Source organism: Limnohabitans sp., from assembly GCF_031539175.1.
Lineage (GTDB): Bacteria > Pseudomonadota > Gammaproteobacteria > Burkholderiales > Burkholderiaceae_C > Limnohabitans.
In genome coordinates this window covers 37,603-60,355 of sequence record NZ_JAVKLQ010000042.1, presented here as the reverse complement: position 1 = coordinate 60,355, position 22,753 = coordinate 37,603, and the positions used below count along the sequence as shown (strand labels likewise).

21 protein-coding genes are annotated in these 22,753 nt (G+C 55.9%); 20 read left to right on the top strand and 1 reads right to left on the bottom strand.

Annotated elements, in window-relative coordinates:
* Window positions 1–260 precede the first annotated feature (260 nt).
* From RMS95_RS07900 to RMS95_RS07855, 10 genes are all read left to right on the top strand, one after another.
* The gene (locus RMS95_RS07900) at window positions 261–2,570 is read left to right on the top strand and encodes a TonB-dependent receptor domain-containing protein (RefSeq protein WP_310645104.1); all 2,310 of its coding nucleotides are present in this window, start codon (window positions 261–263) and stop codon (window positions 2,568–2,570) included.
* Between the two features lie 2 nt (window positions 2,571–2,572).
* Entirely contained in the window at window positions 2,573–3,229 is a 657-nt protein-coding gene (locus RMS95_RS07895; RefSeq protein ID WP_310645102.1) for a MotA/TolQ/ExbB proton channel family protein, read from the top strand.
* Window position 3,230: 1 nt separating this feature from the next.
* Window positions 3,231–3,626, top strand: a complete 396-nt coding sequence (locus tag RMS95_RS07890) for a biopolymer transporter ExbD (protein WP_310645100.1) — start codon at window positions 3,231–3,233, stop codon at window positions 3,624–3,626.
* Window positions 3,627–3,634: 8 nt separating this feature from the next.
* Window positions 3,635–4,300 carry a TonB family protein gene (locus RMS95_RS07885; RefSeq protein WP_310645098.1) on the top strand — a complete coding sequence of 222 codons (666 nt, stop codon included), beginning with the start codon at window positions 3,635–3,637 and terminating at the stop codon, window positions 4,298–4,300.
* 103 nt (window positions 4,301–4,403) lie between these two features.
* Entirely contained in the window at window positions 4,404–5,654 is a 1,251-nt protein-coding gene (locus RMS95_RS07880) for a DUF3419 family protein (RefSeq protein WP_310645097.1), read from the top strand.
* Between the two features lie 38 nt (window positions 5,655–5,692).
* Entirely contained in the window at window positions 5,693–6,697 is a 1,005-nt protein-coding gene (locus tag RMS95_RS07875; protein ID WP_310645096.1) for a hypothetical protein, read from the top strand.
* A gap of 96 nt (window positions 6,698–6,793) precedes the next feature.
* Window positions 6,794–7,939, top strand: coding sequence for a porin (locus RMS95_RS07870; RefSeq protein WP_310645095.1), 1,146 nt, complete (start codon window positions 6,794–6,796; stop codon window positions 7,937–7,939).
* Window positions 7,940–8,381: 442 nt separating this feature from the next.
* Complete coding sequence (locus tag RMS95_RS07865; RefSeq protein WP_310645093.1) at window positions 8,382–9,812, top strand: alkaline phosphatase; 1,431 nt, start codon at window positions 8,382–8,384, stop codon at window positions 9,810–9,812.
* Window positions 9,813–9,841: 29 nt separating this feature from the next.
* The gene (locus tag RMS95_RS07860) at window positions 9,842–11,260 is read left to right on the top strand and encodes an alkaline phosphatase (RefSeq protein ID WP_310645092.1); all 1,419 of its coding nucleotides are present in this window, start codon (window positions 9,842–9,844) and stop codon (window positions 11,258–11,260) included.
* A gap of 2 nt (window positions 11,261–11,262) precedes the next feature.
* Window positions 11,263–11,946 carry a hypothetical protein gene (locus RMS95_RS07855; RefSeq protein WP_310645091.1) on the top strand — a complete coding sequence of 228 codons (684 nt, stop codon included), beginning with the start codon at window positions 11,263–11,265 and terminating at the stop codon, window positions 11,944–11,946.
* An 81-nt stretch (window positions 11,947–12,027) separates the two neighbouring features.
* Here the strand turns inward: RMS95_RS07855 and RMS95_RS07850 are convergent, their stop codons facing one another.
* Window positions 12,028–12,357, bottom strand: a complete 330-nt coding sequence (locus tag RMS95_RS07850; protein WP_310645089.1) for a polymer-forming cytoskeletal protein — start codon at window positions 12,355–12,357, stop codon at window positions 12,028–12,030.
* 171 nt (window positions 12,358–12,528) lie between these two features.
* On the opposite strand from RMS95_RS07850, the gene leuC reads away from it, so the two are divergent.
* The 10 genes from leuC to trpA all read left to right on the top strand — a co-directional run bounded on the left by leuC (window position 12,529) and on the right by trpA (window position 22,695).
* Window positions 12,529–13,950: a 3-isopropylmalate dehydratase large subunit gene (leuC, locus tag RMS95_RS07845; RefSeq protein ID WP_310645087.1), complete on the top strand. Its 1,422-nt coding sequence runs from the start codon at window positions 12,529–12,531 to the stop codon at window positions 13,948–13,950.
* A 14-nt stretch (window positions 13,951–13,964) separates the two neighbouring features.
* Window positions 13,965–14,099: an entericidin A/B family lipoprotein gene (locus RMS95_RS07840; protein WP_310645086.1), complete on the top strand. Its 135-nt coding sequence runs from the start codon at window positions 13,965–13,967 to the stop codon at window positions 14,097–14,099.
* Entirely contained in the window at window positions 14,099–14,743 is a 645-nt protein-coding gene (gene leuD / locus RMS95_RS07835) for a 3-isopropylmalate dehydratase small subunit (RefSeq protein WP_104801555.1), read from the top strand. Before RMS95_RS07840 ends, leuD begins: the two co-directional genes overlap by 1 nt.
* 28 nt (window positions 14,744–14,771) lie before the next feature.
* Window positions 14,772–15,857 carry a 3-isopropylmalate dehydrogenase gene (leuB, locus tag RMS95_RS07830; RefSeq protein WP_310645082.1) on the top strand — a complete coding sequence of 362 codons (1,086 nt, stop codon included), beginning with the start codon at window positions 14,772–14,774 and terminating at the stop codon, window positions 15,855–15,857.
* 312 nt (window positions 15,858–16,169) lie between these two features.
* Window positions 16,170–17,300: an aspartate-semialdehyde dehydrogenase gene (gene asd, locus RMS95_RS07825; protein ID WP_310645081.1), complete on the top strand. Its 1,131-nt coding sequence runs from the start codon at window positions 16,170–16,172 to the stop codon at window positions 17,298–17,300.
* Between the two features lie 122 nt (window positions 17,301–17,422).
* Window positions 17,423–18,967 carry a FimV/HubP family polar landmark protein gene (locus RMS95_RS07820; RefSeq protein WP_310645080.1) on the top strand — a complete coding sequence of 515 codons (1,545 nt, stop codon included), beginning with the start codon at window positions 17,423–17,425 and terminating at the stop codon, window positions 18,965–18,967.
* A gap of 3 nt (window positions 18,968–18,970) precedes the next feature.
* The gene (gene truA / locus RMS95_RS07815) at window positions 18,971–19,768 is read left to right on the top strand and encodes a tRNA pseudouridine(38-40) synthase TruA (RefSeq protein ID WP_310645078.1); all 798 of its coding nucleotides are present in this window, start codon (window positions 18,971–18,973) and stop codon (window positions 19,766–19,768) included.
* Complete coding sequence (locus RMS95_RS07810; protein ID WP_310645076.1) at window positions 19,765–20,442, top strand: phosphoribosylanthranilate isomerase; 678 nt, start codon at window positions 19,765–19,767, stop codon at window positions 20,440–20,442. Before truA ends, RMS95_RS07810 begins: the two co-directional genes overlap by 4 nt.
* Window positions 20,443–20,587: 145 nt before the next feature.
* Entirely contained in the window at window positions 20,588–21,877 is a 1,290-nt protein-coding gene (gene trpB / locus RMS95_RS07805; protein ID WP_310645074.1) for a tryptophan synthase subunit beta, read from the top strand.
* Window positions 21,878–21,885: 8 nt separating this feature from the next.
* Complete coding sequence (trpA, locus tag RMS95_RS07800; protein ID WP_310645072.1) at window positions 21,886–22,695, top strand: tryptophan synthase subunit alpha; 810 nt, start codon at window positions 21,886–21,888, stop codon at window positions 22,693–22,695.
* The last annotated feature ends 58 nt before the right edge of the window (window positions 22,696–22,753 follow it).

Below are 22,753 nucleotides of genomic sequence, written 5' to 3'. Positions count from 1 at the left end.
TTGGTATCGTTCTTCTCGGCTGAGGTGCTTGTACATTGGGCAATTTCGATTTGGCGGTTAAAGCGGCCATGATGCTCTCGCATCCTCAGCCACCTATAACCAGTTCATCTTTGTTGCACTTCGTCCTTGAATCCGCCAAACAAAAGACACAGAGTCATTTAAGTTTCATGAATTTTTCATGCCGCAGTCACAACCAATTTAGATACTGCGTGTCAGTTTTATCGACTTGTACTCAATTGCACTTTTCAAATTCCAAACCTATGAAAAAACAACCCGCATTCAAATTCAACGCCGTTTCGCATCTTGTCTCTGTGGCGCTGATGACCTTGGTGGCCAGTCAAATGGCTGCTGCACAAACCGCCGCTGTTGACCTCGGCACCATTGGTGCCAGCACAGCCGCAGGCGCGTTCCGCACAGACGAAGCTTTGAAGGGCACCGCCACCGCTGTGGCCCCCACCCAAGCCAGCTTGGAGGCCACGCAGCCACAATCCATCATCACGCGTGAGTTCATGGACTTGTCTGTTTCGCCAATTGCCGAATACAGCCGCATCGTCAACATCGCGCCCAGCCTGTCGGGCGACTCTGCCAATGGCCCGGGTTTGAGCGAAACAAAAACCACACTTCGCGGCTTCAGCGATGACCAATACAACATCACGTTTGATGGCATTCCATGGGGCGACACCAACAACCCCGCCCACCACTCCACCTCGTTTTTCCCAGCGTCTGTCATAGGCGGCGCCGTGGTCGAGCGTGGTCCTGGCAATGCCAGCAACCTAGGCTATGCGACCTTTGGTGGCTCCATTAATTTGTTTTCAAAGAAACCCATGTCTGAAGAGAACACCACCGTGTTCACCTCCCTGGGCACTTGGAACACACAGCTTTACGGCTTCAGCTACGAGACGGGCCGCATGGCAGACAAGGGCGATGCCACCCTGCAACTGAACTATCAAAATCTTTCTTCAGACGGCTATCTGAGCAACAGCCCTGTGAAAAGCCAAAACTACGCTTTGAAGTACGAGCGCCCCGTGGGTGATGCGTCTTTGATGACCATCTTCTCGACCTACAACCACATTGACTACAACCAACCCGACAGCAACAAAGGTGCAACCCTTACCCAAATTGCAGCCTACGGTCGCAACTTTCAGTTGAACAACGACCCCACCAGCATGAACTACATGGGGTACAACAAAACAACAAAAGACACAGACTTCAGCTACCTTCGCTTGCGCAGTGAGCTTGGCAACGGCTGGAGCACAGACAACTCGGTCTACACCTACGCTTACGACAACCAAACCATGTCATCGACCACACCGACATGGACCGGCACATCGCCTTCGACCGCTGACCCGCGCAAAACGGCCAGCGATGGCACGCGCACGGTGACTGCCAACGGCCACATCCCGGGCATCGACAAGCAAAACAAATACCGTGTGTGGGGTGACATGTTCAAGGCCACGAACCAACTTGAAAATGGCCTCGCCCGCGTGGGGGTTTGGTATGAAACCTCATCGACCGACCGCCACCAATACGATTTGGACCTGACCACGGGCGGATACAACCGCATTGAGTCCACAGCGAACGCAACGAACTTGGCTGGCACGAATCGCCCCATCGACAGCGTGAAGTTCGATCAGCAATCGAGCATCAAATCCGTGCAACCCTTTGCCGAGTTTGAATGGGCCGCAACGAAAGACTTGACCGTCACCCCTGGCGTCAAGTACGTCAACATCACCCGCTCGGTCGACGCTGCCGTTGAAAATACCAGCCGTGACTTGAACCACAAAGCCGAGGTGACTTACAAGACAACGTTGCCTTTCTTGACGCTGAATCAAAAGATCAACCCCACGATGTCGGTGTATGCCCAATATGCCAAAGGGTTTCAGATTCCTGACCTGAACACCTTCTACATCACTGACCCCACCAAGAACAGCACCACACCACAGAAGTCCACCAACTTACAACTCGGCATCGTCGGAAAAACAGCCGACATGACATGGGACGTGGACGTTTACCAAATTGACTTCACCAACAAACTGGTGTCGGTGGTCGAAAGTGGCATCACGCGTTACACCAACATCGGTGGCGCAACCTACAAAGGCATCGAAGGTCAAATGGCCCAAGTGTTGGGTGGCGGCTTCTCGCTGTACCTGAACGGCTCAGTCAACAGCGCCAAAGCCAACGACACAGGAGAACAAATCTCCGGTGCGCCTAGCATGACCGCCGCATTGGGCGGCCTTTACAACGAAGGCGCGTGGTCAGGCTCATTGATTTACAAGCGCACAGGCGTCGTGCACCAAAAGGACTATGACGCGACCAAAGCAGCCATTGCAGGTGTCTCTTATTACGACTATTACAAGACGTCGGCCTACGGCAACTTGGACTTGGGCGTCGCATACACCCTGAAAAACGTGACACCACAAACCAAGAACTTGAAGCTGCAATTCAACGTTTTCAACTTGGCTAACAGCGGCAAGATCACATCCATCAGCACTGGCTCGACTGTGGCGCAAGACACGTACATCTACCAAGCACCACGCAGCATGATGGTTTCTCTGAAAGCAGACTTTTAAACATGACGTCCGAGAAATTATTTGAACTGGCCAACCACTCGGGCGGCACGCTCTACATCATGTGCGTGCTGCTGCTGGTGGCACTGACCGTGATCGTTGAGCGCACGCTGTTTTTGTCAAAAATGCAGCAAGGCGGTGACGAATTGATTGCGCTGCTGCACGACAGTTCAGAGCTGCAAGCGGCTTCTATGCAGGAAGGCTTGCGCAAGCATGCCGACCTGCCACACATCAGCTTGTTTGAAGCCTCGTTGCTTGAACCCGAAGAATCTGCACGTGACACCTGCGCCGGTCATTTGGAAGAGGCGTTGATGCGCGAAGTGCCGCTGCTCGATCGCTCCTTGTGGATGCTCGACACCGTCATCACCTTGGCGCCGCTGCTGGGTCTTTTTGGCACCATCATTGGTATGTTTGGGGCGTTCTCGGTGTTGGGTGACATTCAAAACGCAGCGTCTCAAGTCACCGGCGGCATCGCCGAAGCCTTGATCGCGACGGCCTTTGGTTTGTTGATCGCCATGATTGGTCTGGTGTTTTTCAACGGACTCAGCACCAAGATTCGCGCCATCGTGCACCAGCTCGACATTCTCAAACTGATGCTCTTGAACCGACGTTTTGGAACCAATGCGCCCTCGCATGCCCGTCCAAAACTGAAAGTGGTCTGACATGCGCTATTTCGAGACGCGCAAGGCACGCATCGAGATCATTCCCATGATCGACATCATGCTGTTCTTGCTGGTGTTTTTTGCCATGATGACGCTGCGGATGATTCCGGCTTCCGGCCAGCTCTCCAAACTGCCCACCAGCAGTTCGGCCGCGAGCATCCCAGCGCCCAAGTTGCTGATTGAAATTCAACAAGGCGGCACCTTGGTGGCCGACGGCGCACCCAGAACGATGGAACAACTCAAAGGCTTGATTCAGAGCAAGGACACAGCCACTTTGTCGGTGACGATTGCCGGCTCAGATGACACGAACCTCCAGCGCGTGATGGATGTGATTGATGTGGTCAAGCACAGCGGTGTCACGCAAGTGGGTTTGGCTGCGCGCGCTGTGGCACGCTGAGGCGAGGTATGACCCTATCTGTGAACCGCCGTCACTGGCAATCGTTTGTCATGGCGTTTGGCCTTGAGTCTCTGCTGATCGGCAGCACGTTGATCTGGGCTGGGCAACAAATCGCCCCTATCTCTAAGGTCATACCGCTGACCTTAGAGATGGCCGTCGAGCCATTGCGCGAAAAAGTTCCAGAACGAGCTGAGCCTCCCAAACACAAGACATCCCCCCCGCCAAAACCGCAAGTGAACACCAACCTGCAGCCTGTGAGCCCTAGCGCCCCCAAAGTTCAAAGCGTGTCAAACGATGCGTCGGTGTCAACGGCATCAAAAACAGAAGCCGCAGCCGCAACAGCACCCTCCACACCAACACTTGCCTCAGCTTCGCCTGCGACACAACCCGCACCCGACCCAGCCTTGGCCTACAACATCAAGTTGGCTGCAGCGGTCCAAGCGGCATTTGAAGTACCGGGAACAGCCAAGGCACTATCGTTCAAAGGACGTACACGCATGGAGTTCAGTTTGCACGACGGCAAAGTTGCTGCCATTCGTGTGATTCAAAGCAGTGGCTTAAGTGCAGTTGATCGTGCCGCCACCAAAGCCGTTGAATCGGCGTCTTATCCGCTGCCTCCTTCTGGGTTGCAAAACAAAGAAGGTGTTTATCAAATATGGGTAGCTTGTTATTGACATGATTGGGCGATCAATTCTTCACGAATTTGACGTCAAATCTTCATCGTTTTTTCATCTCCGCCGCGCATGATTCATAGATCGATTCATCTCAAGGTAGGACATGGAATTTACACAAGCACTCCCAACAACGAGCGCCAGCGCCGACCGCTCTAAAGAACTTTTGAGCAACGCAGTTTTTGGACACAAGCAAAAAGCGACCTTGAAAGAGCGTTTGTTTGCGATGTGGTTCCGCCAGCTGGTCTACACGCAAATTTGGGAAGATCCAGTGATGGACATGAAAGCCTTGAATTTAGGTGAAGACGACCATGTGGTCACCATCGCTTCAGGGGGCTGCAATGCCTTGTCGTATTTGACAGCTAACCCAGCCAAGGTAACGGCCGTCGATTTAAACCACGCACACGTCTCCTTGGTCAAACTCAAAATGGCTGGGCTGCGAGCCTTGCCCAACTACGACGATTTCTTTCAGTTTTTTGGTGTTGCTCAAGCATCTAGCAACGTTCGCGTCTACAAAACCTTGATTGCGCCCAAACTCGATGCAGACAGTCGACATTACTGGGAAGGCGGCCCGATTGGATTTCGCCGCATTCGCATGTTCGCCAAAGGCTTTTACAACTATGGCTTGCTGGGGCAGCTGATTGGCATCATCCATTGGGGCGCCAAGTTACACGGCGTCAAACTCAACGACTTGCTAGAGCAACCCAGCCAGCAAGCGCAAGAAAAATGGTTTGACGAGAAAGTCGCCAAAATTTTCGACTCGAAGTTGATGGCCAAGATTTGCAGCAGCCCTTTTGCGCTGTACAACCTCGGCATTCCTCCTAGTCAACACAATGCGTTGTGCGATGAGCAGCCCGACAACATGGCGCAAGTATTGAAAGAACGAGCACGTCGCTTGGCGACCGTGGCGCCCATCAAGGACAACTACTTTGCATGGCAAGCCTTTGGCCGCCGCTACGACGCCACCGGTCAAAGTGCCCTGCCTCCCTATTTGATGTGCAGCCATTACGCGCAAGTCAAAGCTAACGTAGACAAACTTTCGATCGAACAAAGCAACATCCGAGATGCCATTGCACGTATGGACTTGCACAGTGTGGACGCCGTGGTGTTACTCGATGCACAAGACTGGATGTCCAACGAAGAAATCACCGCCCTGTGGCGTGAAATTACCCGCGCCGCCAAACCTGGTGCTCGCGTGATCTTCAGAACCGCGGGCGTCACCTCACCCGTGGACGTGTGCTTCACAGGTGACTTGCAAGGCAAATGGGTCCGCGACCATGCCACCTCTGACGCACTGGGCCCTACCGACCGCTCAGGCATCTACGGCGCATTTCACTTGTACCGTTTGCAAGCCTGATGTCGCCAACATGGCCCCGCCAACCTATTGAGCGCTGGATGCGAAACGCCTGTGCAGACCTGAAGTGGCTGGGTTCTTCGCCATGCGCGGTAACGGTATCGCACACCAAACGAACGTTGGATACAAGCTACCTCACCTCGCTGCGCAGCGGTTGGTTTGACTATGCGGCAGAAGAACTGAACGACAAATGGTGGGCGGCTTGGCTGGTGCGACGGCTAGGAACCTTTGCATGTTGGATCGGCCTTGATCGCATCACTTTAGTGGGCAATTGGCCGGTCTCTACCAACGTGTGGGACGAGGCAACTTGCACAGATTTGGCCCAAGTGTGTGCCAGCGTGATGGTGCAACACCCCACCCATTTTGTGGCCGTGCGAAATCTGCAAAGTGATAAACATGCTGAGCTGATGACGGCGCTAAGACGCCTGGGTTTTGTGGCGCTTCCCGCACGCGTGGTCTATGAGTTTGATTTACGCGAAGGCTTAACGCGCAAACCTTCTCACCTGATGCGTGATCACACAGCGCGCAAAAGGTCTGGCTTACGCATGGTCGTCACACACCAAGTTTCCAGAGAATCAGCACGTCGGATGAGCGCACTTTACAACCGCATTTATTTAGACAAGCACAGCCAACTCAACGCGCAGTACACCCCTGATTTTTTTGAAGACATGGTCAATCACCACGTCATGCGTGCGCTGCTGCTGACGCACAGCAACGGAGACATCATGGCCTTTGCCATGCTCTACCAAGTGGGCGACACCTTGACCGTACCAGCCCTAGGCTATGCCACAGACGCAGAAATCGATGGCTTGTACCGTTTGCTGTTTTCTGCGATTCATGAATACGCCCAATCTCATGCCTTGCTCTTGAACTACAGCTCAGGGGCCGGCGACTTCAAACGCAAACGCGGTGGCGTGCCCAAGCTTGAATACACCATGATTCAAGCGCCTAAGCACAGCAGCAGATGGAAAACATCGCTCTTGCTGTGGCTCGAAAAAAGAACACAAGGTATTGACGCTGATGCACTTATGGCGCTTGGCGCATGAATTTATCAGTTTCAAAAAAACTTCATAAATCTTTCATCGCTACGTCACACGCGAACGCAACACTGGCTAGGTTTTTAACCAACTGGAGTTTTACTCGTGAAAAGAAATGTCATTTTGGCTTTGGCCATGGGCGCAACAGCATTCTCAGCCGTTGCTCAATCTAGCCAACTCAAAACCGCAGGCAACTGGGAGTTTTACGGCCGTGCGCACATCTCATTTGATCAACTCAACGATGGCAACCAATACGACCGCATGAACTTGTCTAGCAACTCATCACGCGTGGGCTTTCGTGGCGACAAGAGCTTTGGCGATCTGAAAGGCATCTGGCAAATCGAATCTGAAGTCTTGTTCACCAAGACTTCTGACTCATCAACATCTGTCACTCTGCCTGCTGCAACGGTTAGCCCAACCCCAGCAACAACTTTCAACGCCCCCCAAGACGACAAAAACCGTTTGGCCACACGCGACACATTCGCAGGCATCGAAGGCAGCTTTGGTCAAGTCAAAGTGGGTAAGTTCGACACCCCGATGAAAGTGGCACGCGAAGCCGCTAACTTGTTCGGCGACCAACTGGGCGATATGCGCAACATCACGCGCGCAGGCGCTAAGTTTGACGAACGTCCCAACAACATCATCCAATACCAATCGCCTGACATGATGGGCATTCGCGTCGCTCTGGCCTACTCACCCCACGAAGCCGCCACTGCGGTGACCAGCTCAACAGGCGTTGAAACCAAGAACGCCATGACCAGCGTGTCAGCCACATACAGTGGTAGTGATTTCTCGGCAGCTTTGGCCCAAGAGAACTACCAAGCCAACGCCAAAGATGGTGACCGTGATGCCACCCGTTTGGCTTTGTCTTACAAAGTGATGAACGATTTGAAATTGGTGGGTTTCTACCAAAAAGCCAACTACATGACATCCGCTGCTACCCCAGTTGACCAAGGTAGCAAAGTGACAGGCTTTGGCGCTGAGTACCAAATCATCCCTAACCACACCGTTTTGCGCGCTCACGTGATGGATCGCTCAGCCAACAAGGTGGGTTCAGACTCTAAATTGACGGCTGTCGGCGTCGACCGCATCATCAGCAAAGAACTGCGCTTCTATGCCAACTACGCCACCGTGTCTAACGGCATCAACGCTGCAGTGACTCCCTGGACTGAAGGCCGTTCGACGAACGTGGCTGGCAGCACAGGCAAGGACAGCAAAGGCTTGTCTTTGGGCATGCGTTACGACTTCTAAGAAGTTGTTGACTTGAGTTTTTGGAGGTGTTGCGTGCAGCAGCATCTCCGATTGTTCTCTCTCCAAGGTCTCATAGACTTTTCCAAAAGCCGCAACTTGCGGCTTTTTTTTGATGCCTATTTTGCGAGGTCCAGCGCATGAACAACTACCACCACGACAAAACCCAAATCGCCAGCAATGGGTTGCGCTACACCAATAAGAAAAATGGCTCGCCATTTCAGGGTATGGGTCGCACAGGCGAAACCATGAGTTGCATGAAATGTGGGCAACACAAGATGCGCAACACGGGATCGTTTAAACGTTATTTAGGGGCCAATTTATTTTTTTGCGCCGACTGCAAACCACTCAAACCCGCTGACGCGAAATCTTCATAAATCTTTCATCAACGCGTCTTATTAAAACGCAAAGATGCAGCTTTTCTTGCCACTCAACGAGGTTCATCATGAAGCGTAAAGTCTTTCTGTGGGGTGCTTTTGCAGCGCTCTCCATCGCAGGTTTGTCTGCCTGCAGTTCCACCACTGAGGCGCCTGTTGCCAAGAACGTGATCTTCTTTTTGGGCGACGGCATGGGCCTGACCACCATGACTGCTGCCCGTATCTATAAAGCTGGCGAAGACGGCGAATTGACGATGGACACGTTGCCAGAAACGGCCTTCATCAAGACCTACTCCAACGACGCCCAAGTGACCGACAGCGCCCCGTCGATGGCGGCTTACATGACCGGCGTAAAAATGAACAACGAAGTGGTGTCCATGTCTGCGGACACCAGCGCTTACGACAAAAACACTTTCGCATCGTATGTCAGCGGTGCAGACAGCACCTGCCCTAGCACCAACGGCACAGCAGTGCCCACCATGCTTGAAAAAGCCAAGACCGCTGGCTTGGCCACAGGCGTGGTCACCACCACGCGCATCACACACGCCACGCCTGCGACCACCTACGCCCACATCTGTCACCGTGACGGTGAAAACGCGATTGCGGCACAGCTCGTGCCCAACGGCAGCGGCTACAACAGCGCTTTGGGCGCTGGCGTGGACGTGATCTTGGGTGGCGGCTTGGCTTACTTCCAACCGAAAACGACCACAGGCAGCAAGCGCACAGACACGCGTGACTTGGTGGCCGAATTCAAAACAGCTGGCTACAAATTTGTGGCTAACAAAACCGAATTTGACGCCGCCACGGCGAGTGACAAAAAATTGGTTGGCTTGTTCACACCTAGCCACATGAGCTACGACCTAGACCGCATTGCCAACGCCGCCAATGAGCCCAGCTTGGCCGACATGACCAGCAAAGCGATTGACATTCTCAAGAGCAACAACCGCGGTATGTTTTTGATGGTCGAAGGCGGCCGCATTGACCACGCTTTGCACGAAACCACAGCACGCAAAGCCTTGCAAGACACCGTGGCGTTTGACGATGCGATCAAAACGGCCATCGACAAAATGAACATCATCGATCCAGGTTTGAAAAACACGTTGATCGTGGTGACAGCTGACCACGACCACACCTTGGTATTGAATGGCTACTCGGCATTGACCGGTAAAACCACCGACACCAACCCAGGCGTTTTGGGCTTGCTGCGCAGCTACATCGACGGCATCACTTTATCGACAGATGCAGGCGGCAACCCCTTCACCATCATTGGTTTCGGTAACGGTGAAAACCGTCCTGCAACGCGTACAGCTTTGACTGATGCGACAGTCTTTGGTGCCACCTACCACCAAGAAGCCGCCATTCCCATGGCTCTGGGCAGCGAAACGCATGGCGGTGGCGATGTGTTCTTGGGTGCGATCGGCAAAGGCGCTGAGAAGTTCACCGGCGTCTTGGTCAACACCGAAGTCTTCGGCTTGATCCGCGGCATTTTTGGCCTGTAAGCCCTGACCTATCTTTGGAGTACATCACCATGAAACACACATTCAAACTCTCTGTGGCGGCACTCGCCTTGACCAGCGCTCTGTCGGCTTTTGCCGATGGCGAAGCCAAAAACGTGATCTTCTTTTTGGGTGACGGCATGGGCCCTGTCACCGTCACCGCAAGCCGTATTTACAAATATGGTGAAGCTGGCAAATTGACCATGGAAACTTTGGGTCGTACCGCCCGCGTGAAAACCTACTCGCTTGACGCACAAACCACAGACAGTGCCCCCTCTATGGGGGCTTACATGACGGGCGTGAAATCACGCAACGAGGTGGTGTCGATGGATGCCACAACCAAAGCACAAGGCGCTTTCCGCCCCAGCACCGATGCAACCACAGGTGTGAGCAGCGCGGTCAACAACTGCACGACCACCAACGGCGCCGCTGTACCCACGTTACTGGAACAAGCGATCGCCAAAAACAAAGCCACAGGCGTGGTATCCACTGCACGCTTGACGCATGCCACACCCGCAATCACTTATTCACACATTTGCAACCGCAACGCCGAATACGACATTGCTCGCCAAGCCGTTCCTGGTGGCGCTGGCTACAACGCGGCCTTGGGAACAGGTGTGGACGTTTTGATGGGTGGCGACAGCCGCTACTGGGTGCCATTCAACACCACGATTGCAGGCAAAGGCCGTCCTGATGGCCGCAACTTGGTGCAAGAGCTCAAAGACAAGGGCTACAACTACGTCAACGATCTGACCACCTTCAACGCCGCCCCCTCGGCCGCAGGCACCAAGATCATTGGCTTGTTTGACCAAGCTTTGTCTGAAGGTCACATGTCTTACGAACTGGATCGCAATCCAGCACTCGAACCCAGCTTGGCGCAAATGACCGCCAGGTCCATCGACATTTTGTCGAAAAACACCAACGGCTATTTCTTGATGGTCGAAGGCGGCCGCATTGACCACGCTTTGCACGGCACCAACGCCATGCGTGCTTTGGCCGACACCATTGCGTTTGACGATGCGATCAAAGCCGCTTTAGACAAAGTTGATTTGACCAACACCTTGATTGTGGTGACTGCCGACCACGACCACACGATGGCTTTCAACGGCTACTCGCATTTAGGCAACAACATCTTGGGTAAAACCACCGACTACCGCACGAAAAACTTGGCCAAGGCTGCAGACGGCAAGCCTTACACCACGCTCGTGTTTGGCAACGGAGGTGCGGCCGCTCAACGCAAAGACGTGCGCGACGACTTGACCAACGTGGACACCGCCTTTAACAAAAACTACCTGCAAGACGTGGGGGTGATGCTGGGTGGCGTAGGCTCTGAAACCCATGGCGGCGGCGACGTGATGTTGTTTGCCAAAGGCGCAGGCTCGGCCAACTTCAAAGGCACGATCGACAACACCAAGGTCTACACCTTGCTAAAGAAAGCGTTTGGTTTCTAAGCATGCGTTTGTTGTCAAAACTGAAGCCTTGGGCGCTCGCGTTGGGCTTGGCTTGCATGGGGGCCGCGCAAGCGGCGCCTGATGTGAGCCTTGAAGTCACCCACAAGAGCAGCGTTTTGGGTGCCGATGGCATCCAACGCAGCACGGTGTTTACCGAGCGTGTGATCCGTCAGGGTGACACGGTCTGGATTGAACGGGTCATGCCTGCTGGTGCCCATCAAGAAGACGAGCATGCCAAAGCGAAAGTCGGCGCTGCGAAGGACCATAAACACGCGGACTTGAGCGCTGCCACACGTTGGATCCAACGCTTGCCAGACGGCAAGCTGAAATTCCGATTGGTCGCCATGCACGATCAAGTGGTGGTTGACATCGCACCTGCCGAATACGCCACCGTCGGTTTTGACGGCGCATGGTTAGCCGCGTACCACTTGATTGACCCAGCCGTACTCAAAACCTTGAAGGCTGGCGAAACGACGCCGCAAGGCCAATGGTTTGAAAACACCAAAGGCCGCAACGCCGTGCGCGTGCTGTGGGACGCCAAACGCGAAATGCCTTTGCAGGTATTGAGCCAAGGCGCCAACGGCAACCGCACCACCACGGTCAAGGTGCTCAACACCGCCATCAAAAATCCATGGGATGTGACCAAGAAGTTTGCCCAAAAGGACTATTCGGACTTTTTAGATTGAACGCGTCACACGCTGAGGTATGCAAAAGGGGGCGAATCGCCCCCTTTTTTGCTTGAAAGCGCAGCGCATCAGCGCGCCCACTCAAACCTGCTTCATGTCACCTTGGAAGCGTCCGCCTCGTTCGACTTCAAGTTCGGCATAGCTCAACACCCCTGTCACTTGACCCGTATGTCGAATGACCATGTGCTCTTTGCTGGTGATGTCTTCAAACAGCTCACCGTGCACATCGATCACGCGCGCTTGAACTTTGCCTCTCAAGCTGCCTTGCGGTCCAACCCACACATCGTCAGCCTTCAAATCACCACTGACTTTGCCATTGATCGACACTTTGCCAGGGGCTTCAATCGAGCCGGTGAAAGTCGCACCTTCACCAATCCATAAGTTGTTGACAGATGAAACAGGGTCAGTCATACATATCCTTGGTTTTGACGCTCTTGTAATTAATAACTATATTTTGCAGCTTAATTTTATTGATTAATTTATAAAAATCACAAAATCACTTTCAAAAGTCATGCACAGGCGCTGACAGGGCTCGGGCTGAGCGCTACGCATAAAATCTGATGATCCATATAAGGAAGACTCATGGGACGCACCCTTTACGACAAGATCTGGGACGAGCACGTCGTCCACACCGAAGAAGATGGCACGTCCATCCTCTACATCGACCGCCATTTGGTGCACGAAGTCACCAGCCCGCAAGCGTTTGAGGGCATTCGCCAAGCAGGCCGCAAGGTCTGGCGCGTCAGCTCCATCGTGGCCACCGCTGACCACAACACCCCCACCACCGGCTGGGAGCTGGGCTACGACGGCATCACCGACCCCATCAGCAAAGAACAAATCACCACGCTCGACGCCAACATGGCCGAGTTTGGCTCTGCCGCGTTCTTCCCGTTCATGTCTAAGCGCCAAGGCATCATTCACGTGATTGGCCCTGAAAACGGTGCCACCCTGCCCGGCATGACCGTGGTCTGCGGCGACAGCCACACTTCTACCCACGGCGCGTTTGCGGCGTTGGCTCACGGCATCGGCACCTCTGAGGTCGAGCACGTCATGGCCACGCAAACTTTGTTGGCCAAAAAAGCCAAGAACATGCTCATCAAAGTCGAAGGCACGCTGGCCAAAGGCGTGACGGGCAAAGACGTGGTGCTGGCCATCATCGGCAAGATCGGTACGGCCGGCGGCACGGGCTACACCATTGAGTTTGCGGGCTCTGCGATTCGCAGCTTGAGCATGGAAGGCCGCATGACGGTGTGCAACATGGCCATCGAAGGCGGCGCGCGCGCTGGCTTGGTGGCGGTGGACGACAAAACCATCGAGTACGTCAAAGGCCGCCCCCTCTCGCCCACCGGCGTGGAATGGGACCAAGCCGTGGCTTATTGGAAAACCTTGCACTCTGACGCAGATGCCAAATTTGACGCGGTGGTCGAGCTCAAAGCCGAAGACATCTTGCCGCAAGTCACCTGGGGCACGTCGCCCGAAATGGTGCTCGACATCAACGGCATCGTGCCTGACCCAGACAAAGAAAAAGACGCCAACAAGCGCGGTGCGATTGAACGCGCCCTGACCTACATGGACTTGCAGCCCGGCAAAGCCCTGAACGATTTGTTTGTCGACAAAGTGTTCATTGGCTCTTGCACCAACAGCCGCATTGAAGACATGCGCGAAGCCGCAGCCGTGGTGAAAAAACTCGGTCAAAAAGTGGCCAAGAACATCAAGCTCGCTTTGGTGGTTCCTGGCTCTGGCTTGGTCAAAGAACAAGCTGAAAAAGAAGGCTTGCACGAGATTTTCAAAGCCGCTGGCTTTGAGTGGCGCGAGCCCGGCTGCTCCATGTGCTTGGCCATGAACGCCGACCGCTTAGAGCCCGGCGAGCGCTGCGCCTCCACCAGCAATCGCAACTTTGAAGGCCGTCAAGGCAACGGTGGTCGCACCCATTTGGTCAGCCCCGCCATGGCCGCTGCTGCTGCCATTCACGGCCACTTTGTGGACGTGCGTAAATTCGCTTAATCAGGAGATCCGTCATGAACAAACTTCTGTTGGTAATTTTGGGCCTCGTGGCTGTGCTGGGCCTCAGTGGTTGCAACACCATGCGCGGCATCGGCCAAGATGTGCAAAAGGCCGGGTCGGCCATTGAAGACGCAGCGAAGAAAAAATAATGCAGAAATTCACCTTACACAAAGGCATCGTGGCCCCCATGGACCGCGAGAACGTCGACACCGACGCCATCATTCCTAAGCAGTTTTTGAAGTCCATCCGCAAGACGGGCTTTGGCCCCAACTTGTTTGATGAGTGGCGCTACTTGGACCACGGCGAGCCCGGCCAAGACCCCGCCAGCCGCAAGCCCAACCCAGACTTCGTGCTGAACCAGCCACGCTACAAAGGCGCCTCGGTGCTCTTGGCACGCAAGAACTTTGGCTGCGGCTCATCACGCGAACACGCACCTTGGGCGATTGACCAATATGGCTTCCGCGCTGTGATTGCCCCGAGCTTTGCCGACATTTTTTTCAACAACTGTTTCAAAAACGGCTTGTTGCCCATCGTGTTGCCCGAAGCAGCGATTGACCTGTTGTTCAACGAAGTGCACGCGTTCCCCGGCTATGAGTTGACGATTGATTTGGAAAACCAAGTCATCGTGCGCCCCCAAGGCGAGACCATTCCGTTTGACGTGCAAGCCTTCCGCAAATACTGCTTGCTCAACGGCTTTGACGACATTGGCCTGACCCTGCGTCAGTCCGACAAAATCAAAGCCTTTGAAGCCGAGCGCTTGGCCACCAAGCCTTGGTTGGCGCACACGATGTAACGCACCTTCAAGAATCAAGAAAGCACACATGAAAATCGCAGTTCTCCCCGGTGATGGCATCGGTACCGAAATCGTCGCAGAAGCCGTCAAAGTCTTGAACGTCTTGGACTTGAAGTTTGAGATGGAAACCGCCTTGGTGGGCGGTGCAGCGTTTGACGCATACGGCCACCCCCTGCCTGAGTCGACCTTGAAATTGGCCATGGCCTCTGATGCCGTGTTGTTCGGCGCTGTCGGCGACTGGAAATACGACACGCTCGACCGCCCGCTGCGCCCCGAGCAAGCCATTTTGGGCTTGCGCAAAAACATGGGCCTGTTTGCCAACTTCCGTCCTGCCATTTGCTACGAGCAGTTGGTGGGCGCATCGAGCTTGAAGCCTGAGCTGATTTCTGGCTTGGACATTTTGATCATCCGCGAACTGACCGGCGACATTTACTTTGGCCAACCCCGCGGCCGCCGTGTGGCCACCGACGGCCATTTCCCCGGCGCCGAAGAAGCGTTTGACACCATGCGCTACTCCAAGCCCGAGATCGAGCGCATTGCCCACGTGGCGTTCCAAGCAGCGCGCAAGCGCAAAGCCGCAGGCAAAGAAGGCCGCGTGACCAGCGTGGACAAAGCCAACGTGCTGGAAACCTTCCAATTCTGGAAAGATGTGGTGAGCGAAGTGGGCAAAGAGTACCCAGACATCGCCCTCGACCACATGTACGTCGACAACGCCGCCATGCAACTGGTGAAAGAGCCCAAGCGTTTTGACGTGGTGGTGACCGGCAATATGTTTGGCGACATCTTGAGCGACGAAGCCTCCATGCTGACGGGCTCGATCGGCATGCTGCCCTCGGCTTCTTTGAACTCAAAGAACCAAGGCTTGTACGAACCCAGCCACGGCAGTGCCCCCGACATCGCGGGCAAAGGCGTAGCCAACCCCTTGGCCACCATCTTGAGCGCCGCCATGATGCTGCGTTTCAGCTTGAACCAAGCAGCAGCCGCTGACCGCATCGAGACCGCCGTGAAAGCTGTGCTGGCCCAAGGCCTGCGTACCCCCGACATCTACAGCGAAGGCACCACGAAAGTGGGCACCTCGCAAATGGGTGACGCGGTGGTGAAGGCGTTGCGCTGATGGCGGCTTTGCCTCTGCCACGAAAAACGCGCCTTCAGGGCGCGTTTTTTATTGGCCTCGCATCTCTAGGGGCGCATGTCAGCTTTGCGAAACTCCCCATCCACTACAATTCTGGCTATGTTTCACGCCCGCTTGTTCCCTCTGAACTTGGCTGTCATCACCCCGGTGGCGACTAGCGCGCGCGTGATCACCATCAAAACCACGACCATTAAGGGCTAAGCAGCTCCGGTTCGTCGTGCGCCCCCCGGCCAGACGAGCCGGGCAAACAGTCAGGTCTGGCACTGTTTTCTACATTTGAAAAGGCGTTGAAAAATGAGCAAGTTAGTAGGTTTAGTCGGTTGGCGTGGCATGGTCGGCTCGGTGCTGATCGACCGCATGGTTCAAGAAAAAGATTTCGATCTGATCGAACCCGTGTTCTTCTCCACGTCGAACGCTGGTGGCAAAGCCCCCGCGCAAGCCAAGAACGAAACCACGCTCCAAGACGCCAACAACATTGACGCGCTCAAGCGCTGCGACATCATCATCACCTGCCAAGGTGGCGACTACACCAAAGAGGTGTACCCCAAACTGCGCGCAGCGGGTTGGAACGGCCACTGGATTGACGCAGCCTCTAGCCTGCGCATGGCTGACGACGCCGTGATCATCTTGGACCCCGTCAACCGCAACGTGATTGACAGTGCCTTGGGCAAAGGCGGCAAAAACTGGATCGGCGGCAACTGCACCGTGAGCTTGATGCTCATGGGCTTGGGCGGCTTGTTCCAACACAACCTCGTCGAGTGGGTCAGCGCCATGACATACCAAGCAGCTTCGGGCGCGGGCGCACAAAACATGCGCGAGTTGCTGAGCCAAATGGGTGCTTTGCACGCCGCCGTCAAAGACGACTTGGCCAACCCCTCCTCTGCCATCTTGGACATCGACCGCAAAGTGTCAGCCACCATGCGCAGCGCCGAGTTCCCCACCAAGAACTTCCGCAACACAGCCTTGGCTGGCAGCTTGATCCCTTGGATCGACGTGCCTGTCGAGCACGGCCAAAGCAAGGAAGAGTGGAAGGGCGGCGCCGAGTGCAACAAGATTTTGGGCAACCCAGCATTCCGCACGGCAGGCTCTATCCCCATCGATGGTTTGTGCGTGCGCATTGGCGCGATGCGCTGCCACTCACAAGGCTTGACCATCAAGCTGAAAAAAGACGTGCCGATGGACGAGATCGAAAGTATCTTGGCCAGCGCGAACGACTGGGTCAAAGTGGTGCCTAACGTGCGCGAAATCAGCGAACGTGACCTGACACCCGCTGCCGTGACCGGCACTTTGACCGTTCCAGTGGGCCGTTTGCACAAAATGGCCATGGGCAATGACTACTTGGGCGCGTTCACCGTCGGCGACCAACTTTTGTGGGGTGCTGCCGAACCATTACGCAGAATGTTGCGAATCTTGCTAGAAAGTTAACAAAAAGAGTTAATATAGCAAATATGAAAAGTCCTGCTTACATACCATATACGTTGTTCAAACGCTCTGCGATCTGTACGGCCTTGGCACTCAGCCTGGTCGGAAACGCGCATGCTTTAACTTTGAGTCGTCCCAATGTCCAGTCCAAGCAAGGCGAAGCCTTGCGGGCTGAAATTGACATCATTGACCTCACAACCAACGAAGAGGTTGATTTGCAGGCCAGTTTGGCAAGCCCTGACGCTTACCGAGCTGCACGCATGGAGCTTCCTAAAAGCAACGGCAACGCCATCGATGTCCAAGTGCAATTGCTGCGCCGCCCCGATGGCCGTCCGTTCCTGAAAATTAGCAGCCCACAAACGGTCTCTGCTAACTTCCTCGACCTTTTGCTGGAATTGCATTGGGCCACAGGTCGCTCGTTGCGCGATGTGAGTTTGTCGTTGGACGATGGTCGCAATACCCCCACCAAATCGTTGCCACCACTGTTGATGCCCGCCGATGTGCGCCCCACGACAGGCAACACGAATGTCGTGCCAGCACCACGTCCCCAGCCAACGTCTGCACAAGAAGACAACCGCATTGGTGTGCAACAAGGCGACACAGCGGGTGCCTTGGCCAAAGATCACTTAGCAGCTGGCGTCTCACTGGACCAAATGTTGCTCGCCATGCTGCGCAGCAACCCAACGGCGTTCATCGAATCCAACGTCAACCGTCTCAAAACAGGCGCTTTGTTGACGCTGCCGTCTGCCCAAGAAGCGGCCAGTGTTTCGCGTGAAGAAGCGCGCAAGGCCATCAACATTCAAGCGGAAGACTTCCGCGAGTACCGCGCACGCTTGGCCGCCGCCAAGCTGGGCGGTGCTGTGCCCAAAGCAGCGCGTGCCGCCGAAGGTAAGTTAGATGCCCAAATCAGCAACAAAGCCGCGGTCGAAGAAGACAAGCTGACACTGACCAAACCCGGTAAAGACGCGCCAGAAGAAAAAGTTGCCAAGCAACTCGAAGTTCAAGACGTGGCTTCGCGTGCCTCTGAAATCAGCCAAAACATCGCCGATCTCAGCAAACTTGTGGCCGCAGCCACGGCGTCATCGGGCGCATCGGACAGCACTGGCGTGGCAGCCCCAGTCGTTGTCGCCCCTCTGGAAGCGGCGTCTGATGACGCCGACGAAGACACGCTCAAAGCGTGGATGTCACACCCCTTGGCACCGTTGGGTGCTGGTGGTTTGGTGTCGGTCATGGCCATCATCGGTCTGTGGCTCAGCCGTGGACGCAAAAACACCAAGCACGAAGCAACCGAAGAGCTGCCACCGCTCAATGTCAACTTCGACTTGGACCTGCCCCAGTTTGACGACGATACCAGCCGCCGCCAAGACCCCTCACACGAAGAAGCCTCGGATGAGCCAGACGCCGAAGCCACGGCTGCAGCAGAACCTGCGACCCCCGCTTCGCCTCCAGCACAACCCGCCGTGCGCCCCACCATGACCATGCCCAACGTCTCGTTGGATCTGGACTTGGCCACCGAAACCGACCCCTTCCAAGTCCGCATCGACTTGGCCGAGGAACTTTGGAAATTGGGCCAACTCCACACCAGCCGTGCGCTGATGGAAGAGGTGGTGCAAGAGTCCAAAGGCGCGACCCAAGCCAAAGCCAAACAGTGGCTGGCTGACCGAGAGTAACGCATGCGTTTAGCCATGGGCTTGAGCTACAACGGCCAAGCCTACGAAGGGTGGCAGAGCCAGCTGTCTGGCAAGACGGTGCAAGACCGTCTTGAAGCTGCCCTTCAAAAATTCACCCAAACGCGCGTTCAAACCCTGTGCGCGGGCCGCACAGACTCTGGCGTACATGGCCTCATGCAGGTGATTCACTTTGACACCGAGTTGGAGCGCACCGCTCAGTCATGGCTGCGCGGCACCAACCGCTACTTGCCCCTCGACATCGCGGTGCAATGGGCGCGCGAAGTGCCCCGCGAATTCCATTGCCGAGGCAGCGCCATTTCGCGCCGCTATGCCTATGTGTTGCTCGAATCTCCCGTGCGTCCCAGCGTCGAGGTGGGCCGCGTGGGCTGGATCTATCGCCCGCTTGACCTCGAAGCCATGCAACAAGCCGCCCAATATTTGATGGGTGAACACGACTTCACCTCATTCCGCGCCTCGAGCTGCCAAGCGCTGACGCCCGTCAAAACCATGACGCACATCGCGATCAGCCGCAAAAGCACTTCGCCCAATGCCGCCTATTGGCGCTTTGAGTTTGAAGCCAGCGCGTTTTTGCACCACATGATCCGTAACCTCATGGGCTGCTTTGTGAAGATCGGCACCGGCGACAAACCGCCTGAATGGATGGCCGACGTGTTGGCCGCCCGAGACCGCGATGCAGCCGCGCCCACCTTCAGCCCCGACGGTCTGTACTTTTTGGGCCCCCGCTACGAAGCCCATTGGGGCTTGCCCGAGCGCACGGCTGCGTATGATTCACTGCCATGAACCGCACCCGCATCAAAATCTGTGGCCTCACCCGTGAGCAAGACATCGCCGTCGCCGTGGCCGCTGGCGTCGATGCCATTGGCTTTGTGATCTACGCCAAAAGCCCACGCGCCGTCACAGCTGAACGGGCGGGTGAATTGGCCCGTCTGCTGCCCGCCTTCGTCACCCCGGTGCTGCTGTTTGTGAACGAAACCACCGAAGCCATTGCCCACGCCTGCGCCCAAGTGCCCGGGGCTTGGTTGCAGTTTCATGGCGACGAAACGCCTGAAGCATGCCGACACATCGCCCAAAGTTTGGGCCGTCGCTGGCTACGTGCCGCGCGCATTCCCCTAGAACCCGCGGCGGGCGAGCCTGCGTTTGACCTCGTAAAATACGCGCAAGATTACTCAGACGCCCAAGCGGTGCTGCTCGACGCCCATGTCGACGGCTACGGCGGCGGCGGCAAAACATTCAATTGGTCACAGCTTCCTCCAAACGTCAACGCTCACCTCGTCTTGTCTGGTGGACTCAACGCTGCCAACGTGACAGACGGCCTGCGTGCGCTGCGTGACCGCGGCTTGTCACTCGCGGTCGACGTGAGCTCTGGCGTCGAATCGGCCAAAGGCATCAAAGATGCGGCCAAAATTCACGAATTCGTCAGAGCTGTTCGCCAAGCAGACGCCCTTCCCCTTTAGCCCGCTTTTGCAGCCTGTCCACGCACAACGCCAAGACATCAAGGCCACGCATCCAGCGTCAGCGACATCGCTTTTCGTTTTATCTCAGCACTGCGGTGCGTTGGTTACACAACCCATCTGCAGGCGATTTTTGTAGGCAACCATCATGTCGAACTACCAACAACCTGACTCACGAGGCCACTTTGGCATTTACGGCGGCAGCTTCATCAGCGAAACGCTGACCCACGCGATTGAAGAGCTGAAAGACGCCTACGCCAAATACCAACACGACCCCGACTTCATCGCCGAGTTCAAAAACGAATTGGCGCACTTTGTGGGCCGCCCTTCGCCCGTGTACCACGCCGCCCGCATGAGCCGCGAAATGGGTGGTGCGCAAATTTTCTTGAAGCGTGAAGACCTGAACCACACCGGCGCTCACAAGATCAACAACACCATCGGCCAAGCCATGCTGGCCAAGCGCATGGGCAAGCCCCGCGTGATTGCCGAAACTGGCGCTGGCCAACACGGTGTGGCCACCGCCACCATTTGCGCACGCTACGGTTTGGAATGCGTGGTTTACATGGGCGCGGAAGACGTGAAACGCCAAAGCCCCAACGTATACCGCATGAAACTCTTGGGCGCGACCGTGGTGCCCGTGGAGAGCGGCAGCCGCACCCTCAAAGACGCCTTGAACGAAGCCATGCGCGACTGGGTGGCCAACGTGGACAACACCTTCTACATCATCGGCACGGTGGCTGGCCCGCACCCTTACCCAATGATGGTGCGCGATTTCCAAAGCGTGATTGGCGAAGAGTGCCTCACGCAAATGCCAGAGATGTTCAAGAGCCTCAAGATGGCTGAAGAACAGCCTGATGCAGTGATTGCCTGCGTGGGCGGCGGCAGCAATGCCATGGGCATCTTCTACCCCTACATCAACCACGAAAACACGCGCCTCATTGGCGTGGAGGCCGCTGGTGAGGGCATGGACACCGACCGTCACTCGTGCTCGTTGCAGTTGGGCGCGCCCGGCGTGCTGCACGGCAACCGCACCTACATCTTGCAAGACGAGAACGGCCAAATCACCGAAACGCACAGTGTGAGCGCTGGCCTTGACTACCCAGGCGTGGGCCCCGAGCACGCGTTCCTCAAAGACATTGGCCGCGCTGAGTACGTGGGCATCACCGACACAGAAGCGCTCGAAGCCTTCCACTACCTGTGCCGCACCGAGGGCATCATCCCTGCGTTGGAATCGAGCCATGCCGTGGCCTACGCCATGAAGCTGGCCAAGACCATGAAGCCCGAGCAGTCGATCTTGGTCAACCTCTCGGGCCGTGGCGACAAAGACATTGGCACTGTGGCTGACCTGAGCAACGCCGACTTCTTCTGCCGCCCCAGCTGCCAAGGCCAAACGGTCAAAGGTGGCCCAGCAGAACAAACCGTGAACTTTGTGAAGTGAACCGCACCATGAGCCGTATTGACGCTACCCTCGCCGCCCTCAAGGCCCAAGGCCGCAAAGCCCTCATCCCCTATGTGATGGCGGGCTTCCCACAAGCCAACATCACACCCGCCCTCATGCACGGCATGGTGGATGCAGGCGCTGACATCATCGAGCTGGGCGTGCCGTTCAGCGACCCGATGGCCGATGGCGCCGTGATTCAAAAAGCAGGCGAAGCCGCCTTGCGTTTTGGCATTGGCACCGCCCAAGTGCTGGACATGGTGCGCGAGTTCCGCAAGACCAACACCACCACCCCCGTGGTACTGATGGGCTACGCCAACCCCGTGGAGTGCTACAACCTCAAGCACGGCGCAGATTCGTTCGTCAAAGACGCTTCTGCTGCGAGCGTAGACGGCGTGCTGATCGTCGACTACCCACCTGAAGAGTGCGAAGAGTTCGCTGCCACCCTGCGCGCACACAGCATGGACCTGATCTTCTTGCTCGCCCCCACCAGCACCGACCAACGCATGGCGCAAGTGGCACGCATTGCCAGCGGCTATGCGTATTACGTCTCGCTCAAAGGCGTGACCGGCGCTGGCAACCTTGACACCGATGCCGTGGAAGCCATGCTGCCGCGCATTCGCCAGCATGTGCACATCCCCGTGGGTGTGGGCTTTGGCATTCGCGATGCCGCCACCGCCACCGCTGTGGGCCGCGTGGCCGATGCCGTGGTGATTGGCAGCCGCATCATCCAGCTGCTTGAAGCCGCGCCAGCTGGCCAAGAAGTGGCGGCTGCCCACGCGTTTTTAGCGGGTATTCGCCAAGCGTTGGACGCCTAAAGCGCGTCATCTGCGCAAACGGCCTCGCCCGTTAAAATCCACCCATTCCAAAAGAACT

Coding starts and splice junctions, on each gene's coding strand:
- trpA (WP_310645072.1), top strand. CDS start 21,886: ATGAGCCGTATTGACGCTACCCTCGCCGCCCTCAAGGCCCAAGGCCGC.
- leuC (WP_310645087.1), top strand. CDS start 12,529: ATGGGACGCACCCTTTACGACAAGATCTGGGACGAGCACGTCGTCCAC.
- RMS95_RS07810 (WP_310645076.1), top strand. CDS start 19,765: ATGAACCGCACCCGCATCAAAATCTGTGGCCTCACCCGTGAGCAAGAC.
- leuB (WP_310645082.1), top strand. CDS start 14,772: ATGAAAATCGCAGTTCTCCCCGGTGATGGCATCGGTACCGAAATCGTC.
- RMS95_RS07850 (WP_310645089.1), bottom strand. CDS start 12,357: ATGACTGACCCTGTTTCATCTGTCAACAACTTATGGATTGGTGAAGGT.
- RMS95_RS07875 (WP_310645096.1), top strand. CDS start 5,693: ATGCGAAACGCCTGTGCAGACCTGAAGTGGCTGGGTTCTTCGCCATGC.
- RMS95_RS07890 (WP_310645100.1), top strand. CDS start 3,231: ATGCGCTATTTCGAGACGCGCAAGGCACGCATCGAGATCATTCCCATG.
- RMS95_RS07895 (WP_310645102.1), top strand. CDS start 2,573: ATGACGTCCGAGAAATTATTTGAACTGGCCAACCACTCGGGCGGCACG.
- RMS95_RS07900 (WP_310645104.1), top strand. CDS start 261: ATGAAAAAACAACCCGCATTCAAATTCAACGCCGTTTCGCATCTTGTC.
- RMS95_RS07840 (WP_310645086.1), top strand. CDS start 13,965: ATGAACAAACTTCTGTTGGTAATTTTGGGCCTCGTGGCTGTGCTGGGC.
- RMS95_RS07880 (WP_310645097.1), top strand. CDS start 4,404: ATGGAATTTACACAAGCACTCCCAACAACGAGCGCCAGCGCCGACCGC.
- truA (WP_310645078.1), top strand. CDS start 18,971: ATGCGTTTAGCCATGGGCTTGAGCTACAACGGCCAAGCCTACGAAGGG.
- RMS95_RS07860 (WP_310645092.1), top strand. CDS start 9,842: ATGAAACACACATTCAAACTCTCTGTGGCGGCACTCGCCTTGACCAGC.
- leuD (WP_104801555.1), top strand. CDS start 14,099: ATGCAGAAATTCACCTTACACAAAGGCATCGTGGCCCCCATGGACCGC.
- RMS95_RS07885 (WP_310645098.1), top strand. CDS start 3,635: ATGACCCTATCTGTGAACCGCCGTCACTGGCAATCGTTTGTCATGGCG.
- RMS95_RS07855 (WP_310645091.1), top strand. CDS start 11,263: ATGCGTTTGTTGTCAAAACTGAAGCCTTGGGCGCTCGCGTTGGGCTTG.
- RMS95_RS07865 (WP_310645093.1), top strand. CDS start 8,382: ATGAAGCGTAAAGTCTTTCTGTGGGGTGCTTTTGCAGCGCTCTCCATC.
- trpB (WP_310645074.1), top strand. CDS start 20,588: ATGTCGAACTACCAACAACCTGACTCACGAGGCCACTTTGGCATTTAC.
- asd (WP_310645081.1), top strand. CDS start 16,170: ATGAGCAAGTTAGTAGGTTTAGTCGGTTGGCGTGGCATGGTCGGCTCG.